The organism is Desulfovibrio intestinalis (assembly GCF_014202345.1).
Lineage (GTDB): Bacteria > Desulfobacterota > Desulfovibrionia > Desulfovibrionales > Desulfovibrionaceae > Desulfovibrio > Desulfovibrio intestinalis.
Genome location: NZ_JACHGO010000005.1, coordinates 219469 through 231837, shown reverse-complemented (window position 1 = coordinate 231837; position 12369 = coordinate 219469). Strand labels below are relative to the sequence as shown.

The following is a 12369-nucleotide window of genomic DNA, read 5'->3' as shown; positions in this document are numbered from 1 at the left end:
TTTGCCGTTTGTGGCTCAAGAAATTCCTTTTCCCCCTGTGGAGGGGACATGCTAAAGTTGGATGCCACCAGTGCCATGCCGCTTTTTCAGCAAATATATTGTCAGATTCGGGCGGATATACTGTCTGGGGCAAGAGCTGAAGGAACAAGGCTGCCGTCTCTTCGAGCCATGTGCAAAGAGATGCAAATTGGAAAAAATACAGTTGAAAGCGCGTATGCCCAGCTTGCCCTTGAAGGCTATATAGCAGCCACGCCAGGCAGCGGATACAAGGTAAATCCCATTTATGGGCTTTTGCACCAGATGGAATCCAGCCCGCCTGCACCACTTTCCCCTGCGGGCAATGATTATGCACAGAAGATTAATCAACATTACCGCTACAATTTCAGCTATGAAAATTCTGATGGCTCAACCTTTCCCAATGCCATCTGGCGAAAACTGACATCTCAAATTTTGGCTGATGATGACGCCGCTTCGGGCTATTCCACTGAAATGCATTCGTATAGTGGTGCTGCGGGCTATTTGCCGCTGCGTCATCAGCTGGCGTCATATCTCTATCGCAGCCGCGGGGTTAGATGCGTTGCCGAACAGGTGATCATATGCAGCGGATTGCAGCCCTCAATTATGTCCATTTTGCGCCTGCTTCAAGGAGAATGCAGCTTAGTTGCTCTTGAAGAGCCAGGCTATCATGGGGCCAGAGCCGTTTATGAATGTTTTAACATCAGCACCATCGCTGTTCCTGTAAAGGAGGACGGGCTGGACCTTGCCGTGCTGGCCAAATCGTCTGCCAGAGTGGCGCATATTGCTCCTTCTCATCAGTTTCCCACGGGTGTTATTATGCCCATCAGCAAGCGTATGGAGATCATGAATTGGGCTATGGAAAACGAGTCCTTTATTATTGAAGATGATTATGACAGCGAACTGCGTTACAGTGGGCGTCCTATTCCATCAATGCAATCAATTGATACAAATGGGCGCGTTATTTACTTGGGTACCCTCTCAAAAGTGCTCTCCCCAGGACTGCGAATGTCCTATATGGTGCTGCCGCCGCAGCTTTATCAGCGATTCCGCGAGATTTTTTCCAATTTTCAATGTACAGTTCCTTGGCTCGAACAGGCAGTGCTGACACGGTTCATGGCTGAAGGTCATTGGGAGAGGCATCTTAGGAAGATATGCCAGCAAAAAAAGAAAAAACACGACTTGTTTGTAAATACTGTCAACCAGCTGTGGGGCGAGCGCGCCACTATTCACGGTCATAATGCCGGGTTGCACCTTCTTCTTGAATTTACTGGCGGCCCAAGTGAAGAAGAGCTTGTAAGCAAAGCTGCTATGGCAAAAATCAAGGTGCATCCGGCCTCACTCCTCTGGAGTGATAAGGCCAGGTGCCCAAAAAACTGCCTCTTTATGGGGTATGGCATGCTGTCCGAATCAGATATTGTAAGCGCATTAAAAATGCTGAAAGCTGCGTGGTGTTGAGCCTGCCTGTTACCAGTACGAATTGGATCTTGGAAATGAGTAAGACCTTCGAGCGCAGAGGTGCTACAGTGCAGCTGTAACAGGGTGAGGTTCTTATGATCAATCTTACAGAAGAGACAATGTGGCAGGCCGTAGTTGCCTGTGATTCAATGTACGACGGATTATTTCTTTATGGAGTGAAAACCGTTGGGGTGTATTGTCGTCCTTCATGCAGATCGCGAACTCCCCTGCGAAAAAACACGCTATTCTTTATGACTGAGAAAGAGGCTAAAGACGCAGGTTTTCGCCCCTGTAAGCGCTGCCGGCCAGAACTGGCCATGCATGATCCCGTTGCAAAGCTTGCTGAGCAAGCCAGACAACTTTTTGAAAATCATTTCGACAATCGCCCTCTGCTGGTTGCTGAAATGCAGAAGCTGGGGGTTACACAAAGTCATTTGGCCGTCGTTTTTCGGCAGTATTATGGTATGGCTCCTGCGCAGTACCTTGGCTGCAAAAGAGAACAGCAAGCTAAAAAAATGTTGGCTGAAACTGCTATGCCCATCATTGATATTGCCGCTGATATTGGTTTTAGCAGCTTGCCAGCTTTTTACAGCTTTTTTAAAAAGCAGACAGGCACGACCCCTAAAAAGTTCCGCATCAGCTCAAAAAACATCAGCCAATGAATACAGGCCATTAAGCAATGTCCCGGCACAGTTTCAATGAAAGCGGAAAATCCATTGATGCGATAACTGGATAGAGGCTATTTATGAAGAATATATGGTTTTATAACTTCCCCATAGGTAAAGTTGGCATCGCTGCTGATGACGAAAGTATATGTCAGGTTTTCTTCAGCACTGAAGAATCACCTGAAGGTTTTGAGCTGACAGAAACTCCTGTTATCAAGAAGGCATCAGAGCAACTTGCAGAATATTTTGATGGCAAGCGAAAAAACTTCGATCTGCCTTTGAAACTTGAAGGTACCACGTTTCAAAAAGCAGTGTGGCAGGCCTTGCTCACTATTCCCGCTGGTGAAACGCGCAGCTACAAAGACATAGCCATCTTGGTTGGCAATCCCGGTGGTAGCCGGGCCGTGGGGATGGCCAACAACCGTAACCCGGTGGCCGTTATTGTGCCCTGCCATCGAGTCATCGGGCAGGATGGAAGCCTGACAGGCTACGCAGGAGGCCTTTCCATCAAACAGTACCTGCTAAACCTTGAAAAAATTTGGCGTCCTGCTCTGCCGGAAAAAAATCATGACCAGCACAAATTATTTTGAGTACGGCGAAGCGGAAAAGCAGTGGCTCAGGTCGCGCGATTCCTTGCTCGCCGATGCAATGGATAAAATCGGGCACATTCATCGTGAGGTACAACCCGATTTATTCAAGGCGCTCATAAACTCCATTGTTGGTCAGCAAATATCTACCAAGGCTCAAGTGACCATCTGGAAGCGGATGCAAGAGCGCCTTGCTCCCATCTCGCCAGAAAATTTTGGCAATCTGGATGCAGAAATCTTGCAGGCATGCGGCATATCCATGCGCAAAGCCTTGTACATCAAAAGCATCACGGATGCAGTACTGGATGGCAGCCTGAACCTGAAACTACTGCCAGCCATGACAGATACTGAAATAAGCGCCCAGCTTGTTCAGCTAAAGGGTATCGGCCTCTGGACAGCTGAAATGCTTATGATCTTTTCGATGCAGCGCCCCAATATCCTGAGTTGGGACGATCTGGCCATTCAGCGTGGGCTGCGCATGCTGTACAGGCACCGTAAAATGACCCCAACGCTTTTTGCCAAATATAAAAAGCGTTATACCCCCTACTCTTCCATTGCCAGCCTGTATCTTTGGGCTATTGCGGGAGGAGCCTGCGCTGACCTTACAGACCCAGCACCAGGAAAATCCAAGCCTAAAAAGCAAATAATAAAGCAGCCATCCTCGAGCGCCTAAACATTTTCAATGCCAACGCCTGCATTTGTGATGCAGACGAAAAAGCAAAAAGAGGCCGAACCAAGAATAAAACTCCTGGTTCGGCCTCTTTATTGATTAATTATTCTAAAATGAGCTTTGTCCGGTTAGAGGCCGCAGCAAGCGTGCTTTAAGCTTTGAAAATGTCTTTTCTTAAAGGCAATCTGCTCTCGTTACCAGCCGTTATGATGGATTTTTTCAGCTTTAAAACGGTCAGCCTCACTAAAGGGTTGAGCCGGATGACCAACAACTACAAGAGCCAGAATATTAATATCCGCCGGAATTTTCAGCAAATGGCGAATGGGCTCCACCCTGTCTTCAAGCGGATGCATGCCGCACCATACTGTGCCCAGATTTTTGCCACGCGCCGCCAACAGTATGTTTTGCAGGGCTGCAGTGCAGTCTTGCTGCCAGTAACGAGGCTCTTTGGCTTCAGCGGGATTGGCGCAAACAATTATAGCCAAAGGTGCCTTGGAAGCCATTTTGGCATAAGGATGTGCCTCGGCGATTTGGGCGAGCAAGTCTTTGTCACGCACAGCAACAAAATGCCAGGGCTGACGATTATGCGCGCTGGGGGCAGACATAGCCGCGCGCAGTATTGTTTCCAAATCAGCGTCACTCACGTCCTCAGATGTGAACTCACGGATACTGCGGCGTGTAAAAATAGCTTCAAAAACGTCCATGATTGTATTCTCCTGAAAAATAACTGACGGGCAGGAAAAATATGCACCATATTGCATAAAAGGAAAAGCATATGACAAAACCGCGCGCCGTGGAGGTATTTCCAGCGGCGCGCGGAGTTGTTTGGCTGTTTACACTCAAAATGGCAGGTCAGTGGGCAGGTACGGCCTTATCATCTGCTCTGCCGCATTTGAACGGTTAGCTCATATCCCAGTTTGGATACATAGTCCAAATGCCACAAGGGCATATGCCTTCGCAGATGCCGCAGCCAATGCAGCGGGCAGGGTCAGACACATACTCAAAACCGTTTTCATCCTGCTTACGGTCAATGGCTTTTTCCGGGCAGGATTTGAGGCACATTTTGCAGTCACGGCAAGAGCCGCAACTGATGCAGCGGCTGTGTTCATCCTGGGGGCTGGGAAGGTCATTGTCATGACACTTGGCGAAGTAGGCTGTGTGCAGCCGCGTCGACGGGACAAGACGTTTTTCCGTTGGCGTGTAGCTTTCGCCACGCATCCAGGCGTCTGCGGAAAGTGCTGCCTCGCGGCCAGTGCCAATGGCATGTACCAGCAAGCCGGGCTTGATAATATCACCAACGGCAAAAACGCCGTCCATAATACTCAGATCAGGTTTGGGAACAATCCATTCGCGAAACTTCTCAAGCCCTTCAGGCAGAAAAGAAAGATCCGGCGATTCACCAACAGTGATAATGACCATCTCGCCGGGAATAAGCCTGCCTTCCTGGGTAACAATACCCTTGTCTGTGATTTCCTTGGTTTGGACAGGCCACACAAGTTTGCCGCCCAGAGCTTCAATCTGCTTGATTTCATGTTCAAAAGCGGCAGGCTTTTGCAAGTCGATGCAGGTAACCAGCTTGGCACCCGAGGCGTATGCTCCGGCGGCTGCGTCCATACCAGCGTTTCCGCACCCAATAACGATAACGTTTTCGGGCACCTTGGGGGGCTGCCCCTTATTTACCGCTTTAAGAAAATCAATGCCCGCAACGATTCTTTCATGCCCCGGCCAGGGGAATATACGGGCAACATGACCACCAGTGGCCACAACAAGTGCCGTGTGCTTTTTGCGAAGCTCGCTGAATTTTTTGGCGTCTACCTTGCAGTTATTCACAAAGTTAACGCCCAGGTCTTCAATACGCTTGAGTTCTTTTTGCAGCAGGTCGTGGTTCAACCGGGCGCGGGGGATGACCTGTTCAAGCTTGCCCCCCATAACCGCGTCGGCCTCATACACTGTGACGTCATGACCCATGCGGGCCAGCTGCCATGCTGCGGTAAGACCGCCAACACCACCACCAATAACGCCAATGTGCTTGCCCGTACGCTTTTTGGCCTTGGGGATTTTTATGTCAGCCGAGCAGGAGCCAAGCCCGCCAATTTGCACGGGGCTGTCCAGCTCGTTGCGCGTGCAGCTCTGCATGCAGGGATTGGGACACACACTGCCACAGACGGACCCGGGAAAGGGCGTATAATCCAGCACCAGCCGATACGCCTCATCTACTTTGCCCTCGCGCAGCAGATTGAAGCGCACCTGACTAGGAATGGAAGCCGGGCAGTTGAACTCGCAAGGGGCGGCATAGCGGGCATTTTCCCACAGGGGCACACGCTGACGGTAATCCCCTCGTGCTACAAGCCCGGTGACGGCAAAGTCGTCTGGTGCAACATCGCTAAAGATACCATCAATAACCCACTCCTTGGTGCGAAACTGCGCAAGGCTGGGCGTTTCTTCATGCTCTCTTTCCTGATAGGGCAAAGGAGTAATTTTTCTCCAATGCTTCCAGACAGAAAGTTCTTTGCGCAGCTGTGGCTTATTGATAGCATTCAGAAAGCTGTCCAGTCCGGTTTCAAGCCATGCAATATCTGTTGCATCGACCGGGCTGACACGCACGTCTTGAGACAAATTGCCTACTGGTCCCCTGAAGTAGACTGCGCCGCCCACCATGCCAACACAGGGGCGTTCGCCCAGGATAGACGGCAGGGTCTGGCTCTCATGGCCGCAAATTACAGCTTTGCCGCCACCCATAAACTCAAACGAAAAGCTGCCCACACTTTTGAGCACCCACAGCTCGGGAGCCGAGAACATAGGGTCATGCTTCATCAGTGAGCCGGAGCGTGTCCCCGCACGCCCACCGATATACACGGTGCCAGCTGCGGCGCAGTGTGCAGCTGTGTCGCCAGCATCGCCGCGCACGGTAATGCTGCCGCCCGCATTGAGCCAACCCACGTCAGCAGGTGCGGAACCTTCAACCAGAACTTCAGTGTCGGGCAGGCACATTGAGCCAACCCGTTGGCCAGGATTGCTCACAGTGAACGTGAGCTTTTTGCCATCCTTGTTCCAAAGCGGGCCACCGATGTCGTGCTGCCCTGATGCTTCAATATAAAAATCTGTCTCGCCCTTCTCCACCGCGGCCTCAATAGCCAGCAGCAGATCCTGGGTAGACATGCGCTCATGATTTTGCAGTGTATTTACGCGCAACATACTGTCATCCTCGTGCAAAGTGCTAGCAGGCATACTGAATGCCAAGTTTGTCGGCCACGGCCCTGTCTGTGGCTACCAGCGCATCTGAACGCCCAACTGGCATGGAGCTGTTGCCCACAGGGGCCAGCAGCTTGCGCAGTTCGGAGTCAAAGGCCAGCATGTAGTCCACAATATTCTGTGCACCCCTGTCCACATCAAGTCGTTTAACAAGACGCGGGTCCTGAGTGCAGATGCCTGTGGGACATTTGCCAGTATTGCAGGCGTTGCAACGGCCTTTTTCGTTGCCCACACACCCGAGCAGCTGGATGAGTATTTTGCCGATAATAACGCCATTGGCTCCAAGGCAGATCATCTTGAAAGCATCGGCTGCTGCATTGCCTGAAAGGCCTATACCGCCGCCTGCCCACAAAGGAATCTGCCCTTGCAGCCCTTGAGCTACAGCAGCCTGATAGCAGTCGCGCAACTTCGATACGATGGGGTGGCCAGTGTGCTCCAGCGAAACTTCGTTGGCTGCGCCGGTGCCGCCTTGTATGCCGTCGATGAAGAAACCACCGCAAATCTTGTAAGGATCGCGCAGCAGGTTGTTGTACACCGAAACTGATGTGGCCGAAGCCGCGCACTTGATGGCCACCGGTACACGAAAACCAAAAGCCGCATTGAGCGAAAGGTGCATTTTCTGCACGGATTCTTCAATGGAGTACAGGCCCTGGTGGTTCGGCGGCGAATGCAGGGTCGCCCTGGGTACGCCACGAATGGCCTGAATGTGCGGAGCGACTTTGGCTGCGGGCAGTAGGCCGCCGTCGCCGGGCTTGGCGCCCTGCCCGATCTTTATAAGCACACCCGCGGGATCCACCTTCATGCGTGGCATGGCCCTGATAATGCGGTTCCAGCCAAAATGGCCGGAGGCAATTTGCAGGATCATGTATTTCAGTTGCTCAGATTCCAGCAATTTACTTGGCATACCGCCTTCGCCGGAACACATGCGCACAGGTAGGCCGCATTTTTCGTTCAGATACGCCGTGGCAACAGCAATGGCTTCCCAGGCCCGGGTAGACAGCGCGCCGATGCTCATATCGCTGAATATGGCCGGGTAAACCCAGTTCACTGTAGGCGTGCGGTCAGTAAGAATAAGATTTGATCCTTCCACTCGCAGAGGCAGTTCTTGAGCCAGCATGACACGGCCCAAAGGCGAGCGGATATCAAAGGTATGCCTTTCCGAGTCCAGAGCCGGGTCAGTCATCTGGCTGATACGGCCCACAACGATGGAATCAAGCGTGCGCGGCATGGCAAGGTTGCTGCGTCCACCACGTTTGATCGGGCCGTGCCCCCGTGCCAGCATGGGAAAACGCTGGTCTACATTGCGTACAGGGCGAATAGCCGCGTTGGGGCATATTTTTTCGCACATGCCGCAACCCACGCAAGCGTGTTCAATGCTGGGTTTTTGTGAAATGACGGGCCGGGCCATATGTTCTTGTGAAGGATCAGGAAATGCCTTGCGCGAAAGCGTCACGCTGCGGCGCATCATGCTCACTTCAATGGCGTTGAATGTACAGGCGGCCACACAAGAGCCGCACATGGTACACAGGTCCAGGCGGTAATCTATCTTCCAGCGCAGATCATTGACGCTGACATCCTGAGTTTTTACTGATTCCATCTTTCCACCGCCAGATCGTTGTCAATAACCAGCATTTCCCTTTCGTGGGGGTATATATCTTCCGCCACATTTCGATCGGGCATGATGGCATTGAGACCACATACTTCTGATGCAATTGCCACCATGTCCTTGTAACGACCGACAACCACGGGACGCAGTTTTTTCGAATCGCAACAGGTCATCATCCTGCCATCAGGCAAAAGGGCAATTATGGTGTTAGGACCATTTATTTCAAGGTGGGCCAATGATTCGCGGATGAGACCAAGCACTTTACTGTCGGCACGCTGCTCTGCCTCAACAAAAGGCAGTGGCGTGATAACATGCTTGTAGTACCGGATGGGCCATTCAAGCTCATGCAGTACATAGTGCAGCGTGTAAAGGAAGTTCTGCGAGTCGGATTCAAAGCCGATGTAGCCTCTGTGCAGCGCTTTTTGAAATTCCTTGTTCTTGGTGAAAAAGGTATTTTCGCCGTTGGCGCAGAGGGTATAGCCTTGCAGAAAAAACGGGTGGGCCGCATAGCGCACGATGGCGTAGTTGGTGTTTTGCCGGCACTGCGTAACAATATTTCGCGCAGTGAGGCGTCCGTCGTCGTTCCAAAGGCGAAAATATGTCGCGATATCGGCGGGGTCGCCGATCTCTTTCAGGGTCAACACGTCAGGCCAGAAAGAATAGACAAAGCCGTTGTTATCTTTTTCCAGCAAGGCGCGTAACTCAAGGCGCGTGTCGAGCAGAAGATCTTCGCGTTCATCCTGGCGACGGTAGCGGTAAATTTCAGGGTAATCGTAGTTGCGGAAGACATAGCGCGGCATGGCTTCAATTTTCAATCCAGGTTTCTTGTCTACTTCCGGCACCCATTGTGCCACCTGTACGAAACCCTTTTCTTCCATGAAGTCGTTCACAAGCTGTACACCCTGAGGGGTACAGGCCAATGAAAGCAGCGGCTTGTCTTTGTAATGACTGAATACGCCCTCAAGGTCTTGCATGACCATGGCGAATCCGGAGTTATCGTGGCCTTCCTGCTGTGGCAACATAAGATTGAGCGCCACTGAGGGGGGCACTGGCGTCTTGCTCTTGATAGAGCCAATTCTGCACATATCTGTAACCTCGGTAAAAAGCGTCACGGAAAGACCGGTCCGCAATACGCGGCAACCGCAACACTGATGTACCCGCAATGGGGGAGGTGCCAATTGAAAGCTCCATTGGGCACCAAGGCGCAACAAAAGAGCTGTGAACGAAAGTCGGTTTCTGGGGCCTTGTGGCCGGGCAGTCCTGTCGGACTGTCGAAACCGCGCTGGCGGGCAATTTCGGTCACTTTCACAGGGGGGAAGTTGACCTTCCTACAAACGGCAATGATAAGCAAGTGCTTACGGGGGAGAAATTTAAAAAAAATTCTTTGCTCCTACAAACAGGGGCCATGACATAAACATGATCTTTTCCTGATTGCGTGGAGCACAGTTGCATCTACAGGTTCACTTGGGTGAGGGATAATGTCAGTAGGACGCCCATAACAATGCCAGTAGGTGCTTTGCCATTACTTCCTATACTTTCCTGTAAACTCGCGGTACGAGGATGGGCGATCATTAGAAAAATAGCACACAAAAAGGTATACAAAAATGCAACTTGATTTCATCAGTTATACTGGAAGACTCCCTGATGAGACTCATACCCATGCGCAAATTGTACTCGCACTGGAAGGCGAAATGGAGATTGAGGTCGGTGGCATAAATGCCAAACTTGATGTCGACCATTGCGCCTTTGTACCTTCAGGAGTCATCCATTCTCAGCAGGTTGACAAGCAAAATAAATTTCTTGTCGTCAACTGCAATGAAAGTGAGCTTTGTCATTCGATTGTAGATCATCTGACCGAGCGTATTTTTTTGTCTACTGCCTTGGCGACAAGGCAACTTCTGGACTTTGCAGCAACTGCTCAACATGAACATATTCCTTTGGAAAAAATTTCTGAGCATTGGGTACAGTTGCTGCTCGCTTCGCTTTCCCCTTCTGCCCTTTCAATGCCTTGGGCCGTCTTTTCTAATATGGTAAACCGTGTGGAAAATTCGTTGGATCAACCGTGGTCAGTTAGAATGATGGCGGAACAGGTTGGACTGAGCCAAAGCAGATTTTATGCGGTTTTTCAAAAAAGATTCAAAAAAACACCTCAAGAATGGCTTACAGGCCTACGCATTAAAAAAGCCCAACGCTGGCTGGCATTAACCGATTTGCCAATTGCGGACTTGGCGTTGAGAGTGGGCTACTCAGATCAAAGCGTTCTGACGCGGGTCATGCGGCGCACTACAGGTCTGACCCCAGCAGCCTATAGACGGCAACAGCAGGAATTCTGGCCAAAAAAACAAGAGCAATAAACAAGACAGCGAATACTGCGAGCGCTACCATATCTCAGAAGATGTTTTGCCAAAGAGAAGCAACACGCAGCCATAGTCACGTTTTTTCACTTTGGCAGAAAATACACTGCTACTTAATATCTGCTTGCAGCAAGGATACCGCATGGCACTCCCAATTATTCGCGTTGATGAAAATTTAAAAGCTGCCTGGCCTGCAACCCATATTGCCTGCCTATACTACACCGTTGATGTGTACTCCAAAAATCAAGATCTTTGGGATTATTATAAAAACGAATTTGCACCATCCCTTGAGCAAAAACTGACCACAACAAATTTGCCGGATATGCCTAATATAGGCATGGCCCGGGCTGCCTATAAATCCTTTGGGATTGATCCCGGTAGGCACCGTATTTCATCCGAAGCTCTGTATCGGCGTGTGCGTCAGGGAAAAGTCCTTTACCAGATTAACTCTCTGGTTGATGCCAATAACCTTGCATCGCTTGAAACAGGTTTTTCTTTGGGCTCATACGATATCTCGCACATTGGCCCGGAAGTGGAGTTCCGTCTGGGCCTACAGGGCGAGAGTTATGAGGGTATTGGCAAGACTGGCATGACTCTTGAGAATATGCCGGTTTTTGCGGATGCCGCTGGCCCCTTTGGCAGTCCCACCAGCGACTCCACAAGAGCGATGATCACTGGCAACACCAAAGAGGCTATGACAATTATCTATTCTTTTTCCGGGCTGGATGCGCTTGAGGGCAGCCTGAGCATTACACAGCGCTATTTTGAACAATATGCCGCTGTTGTTGACTTGAGTATAGCCGTTATTTGATCATGAAAAATAACTTTTCAGTTTTTTCCAATGAACAGCAAAATATTATGGGATTTTCACTCGCGGCATTCGCGGCAATTCTTTGGTCCTTTATAGGCCCTTTATCCAAAGAAGCATTAAACTATGGAATCTCTCCGCTGGAAACAGCCTTTTGGCGAGCATTTATCGGGTGCGTTTGTTTTTCCGCACAAGCCGCCTTTTCTGGAGGTTTGCGTGTTTCATTGCGGCATACTTCCACTTTCTTTTTATTCGGCTGGTTGGGCGTTGGCTTGCTGTTCGGAGCACTGCAAGTTTCCATTCAACTGAGCGGAGCCGCTACAGCTATGGTTCTTCTTTATACTGCGCCAGCTTGGGTGGCCCTTTCTTCACGTATATTTTTTCGTGAAGCTATTTCATTACAAAAAACGTTCGCTATTGGAACTGCTCTGGCGGGTGTGGCCTTGATTTGCTTTGCAGGTGGCAGCTTGTCGGCAGTTTATTCACCGCTCGGCATTATTTGCGGATTATTAGCGGGTATCGCCTATGCCTCACATTTTCCTTTTTACGCATGTTGGGGGCTCCGCTACTCAACGGGAATAATTTATACCTACATGCTGCTTGGTGGCACCATTTTCCTACTGCCCTTTGTATCCTATACACCGGACAAAACATGGTACATATGGGCAGTTTTGTTTGCCTTGGGATTTCTGACAAACTATGTTGCATATGTTGCCCTTGCTGCAAGCTTGAGGCGGATAAGTCAGATACAGGCAGCTGTTGTTGGTAATATAGAACCTCTGTTTGCCACACTCTGGGTATGGGCGTTTTTTGGTGAAAATTTTACGCCAATGGGCTGGGCTGGCTGTAGCCTTGTTATGGCAGCAGTTCTTCTTATGACCATTAAAAGAGGGTAATAATAAACCCTGCCCCTCACTAAACACTGCTGATACATGGAGCCGACCAACCCGTTCG

General features: G+C 50.4%; 11 protein-coding genes. 7 read left to right on the top strand and 4 right to left on the bottom strand.

Annotated elements, in window-relative coordinates:
• Window positions 1-48 precede the first annotated feature (48 nt).
• From pdxR to HNQ38_RS09315, 4 genes are all read left to right on the top strand, one after another.
• Window positions 49-1473, top strand: coding sequence for a MocR-like pyridoxine biosynthesis transcription factor PdxR (gene pdxR / locus HNQ38_RS09330; protein WP_183719726.1), 1425 nt, complete (start codon window positions 49-51; stop codon window positions 1471-1473).
• A 95-nt stretch (window positions 1474-1568) separates the two neighbouring features.
• The gene (locus HNQ38_RS09325; protein WP_221277864.1) at window positions 1569-2135 is read left to right on the top strand and encodes a bifunctional transcriptional activator/DNA repair enzyme AdaA; all 567 of its coding nucleotides are present in this window, start codon (window positions 1569-1571) and stop codon (window positions 2133-2135) included.
• 83 nt (window positions 2136-2218) lie between these two features.
• Window positions 2219-2728 carry a methylated-DNA--[protein]-cysteine S-methyltransferase gene (locus HNQ38_RS09320; protein ID WP_183719724.1) on the top strand — a complete coding sequence of 170 codons (510 nt, stop codon included), beginning with the start codon at window positions 2219-2221 and terminating at the stop codon, window positions 2726-2728.
• Complete coding sequence (locus tag HNQ38_RS09315; protein ID WP_183719722.1) at window positions 2706-3398, top strand: DNA-3-methyladenine glycosylase family protein; 693 nt, start codon at window positions 2706-2708, stop codon at window positions 3396-3398. Before HNQ38_RS09320 ends, HNQ38_RS09315 begins: the two co-directional genes overlap by 23 nt.
• 191 nt (window positions 3399-3589) lie before the next feature.
• Here the strand turns inward: HNQ38_RS09315 and HNQ38_RS09310 are convergent, their stop codons facing one another.
• The 4 genes from HNQ38_RS09310 to HNQ38_RS09295 all read right to left on the bottom strand — a co-directional run bounded on the left by HNQ38_RS09310 (window position 3590) and on the right by HNQ38_RS09295 (window position 9338).
• Window positions 3590-4099 carry a nitroreductase family protein gene (locus HNQ38_RS09310; RefSeq protein ID WP_183719720.1) on the bottom strand — a complete coding sequence of 170 codons (510 nt, stop codon included), beginning with the start codon at window positions 4097-4099 and terminating at the stop codon, window positions 3590-3592.
• A gap of 196 nt (window positions 4100-4295) precedes the next feature.
• The gene (locus HNQ38_RS09305; RefSeq protein ID WP_183719718.1) at window positions 4296-6590 is read right to left on the bottom strand and encodes an FAD-dependent oxidoreductase; all 2295 of its coding nucleotides are present in this window, start codon (window positions 6588-6590) and stop codon (window positions 4296-4298) included.
• A gap of 22 nt (window positions 6591-6612) precedes the next feature.
• Window positions 6613-8244: a glutamate synthase-related protein gene (locus tag HNQ38_RS09300; RefSeq protein WP_183719716.1), complete on the bottom strand. Its 1632-nt coding sequence runs from the start codon at window positions 8242-8244 to the stop codon at window positions 6613-6615.
• Entirely contained in the window at window positions 8232-9338 is a 1107-nt protein-coding gene (locus HNQ38_RS09295; RefSeq protein WP_183719714.1) for a class II glutamine amidotransferase domain-containing protein, read from the bottom strand. Before HNQ38_RS09295 ends, HNQ38_RS09300 begins: the two co-directional genes overlap by 13 nt.
• 519 nt (window positions 9339-9857) lie before the next feature.
• Here HNQ38_RS09295 and HNQ38_RS09290 point away from each other — a divergent pair.
• From HNQ38_RS09290 to HNQ38_RS09280, 3 genes are all read left to right on the top strand, one after another.
• Window positions 9858-10607, top strand: coding sequence for an AraC family transcriptional regulator (locus tag HNQ38_RS09290; protein WP_183719712.1), 750 nt, complete (start codon window positions 9858-9860; stop codon window positions 10605-10607).
• Window positions 10608-10698: 91 nt separating this feature from the next.
• On the top strand, window positions 10699-11418 hold the full coding sequence (locus tag HNQ38_RS09285; protein WP_246388081.1) for a B3/B4 domain-containing protein: 720 nt from the start codon (window positions 10699-10701) through the stop codon (window positions 11416-11418).
• Between the two features lie 2 nt (window positions 11419-11420).
• Complete coding sequence (locus tag HNQ38_RS09280; RefSeq protein WP_246388080.1) at window positions 11421-12311, top strand: DMT family transporter; 891 nt, start codon at window positions 11421-11423, stop codon at window positions 12309-12311.
• The last annotated feature ends 58 nt before the right edge of the window (window positions 12312-12369 follow it).

Excerpts from the sequence above, each read along its gene's own strand:
- HNQ38_RS09320 (WP_183719724.1), top strand. The coding sequence starts at position 2,219 with ATGAAGAATATATGGTTTTATAACTTCCCCATAGGTAAAGTTGGCATC.
- HNQ38_RS09295 (WP_183719714.1), bottom strand. The coding sequence starts at position 9,338 with ATGTGCAGAATTGGCTCTATCAAGAGCAAGACGCCAGTGCCCCCCTCA.
- HNQ38_RS09305 (WP_183719718.1), bottom strand. The coding sequence starts at position 6,590 with ATGTTGCGCGTAAATACACTGCAAAATCATGAGCGCATGTCTACCCAG.
- HNQ38_RS09325 (WP_221277864.1), top strand. The coding sequence starts at position 1,569 with ATGATCAATCTTACAGAAGAGACAATGTGGCAGGCCGTAGTTGCCTGT.
- HNQ38_RS09280 (WP_246388080.1), top strand. The coding sequence starts at position 11,421 with ATGAAAAATAACTTTTCAGTTTTTTCCAATGAACAGCAAAATATTATG.
- HNQ38_RS09310 (WP_183719720.1), bottom strand. The coding sequence starts at position 4,099 with ATGGACGTTTTTGAAGCTATTTTTACACGCCGCAGTATCCGTGAGTTC.
- pdxR (WP_183719726.1), top strand. The coding sequence starts at position 49 with ATGCTAAAGTTGGATGCCACCAGTGCCATGCCGCTTTTTCAGCAAATA.
- HNQ38_RS09290 (WP_183719712.1), top strand. The coding sequence starts at position 9,858 with ATGCAACTTGATTTCATCAGTTATACTGGAAGACTCCCTGATGAGACT.
- HNQ38_RS09300 (WP_183719716.1), bottom strand. The coding sequence starts at position 8,244 with ATGGAATCAGTAAAAACTCAGGATGTCAGCGTCAATGATCTGCGCTGG.
- HNQ38_RS09315 (WP_183719722.1), top strand. The coding sequence starts at position 2,706 with ATGACCAGCACAAATTATTTTGAGTACGGCGAAGCGGAAAAGCAGTGG.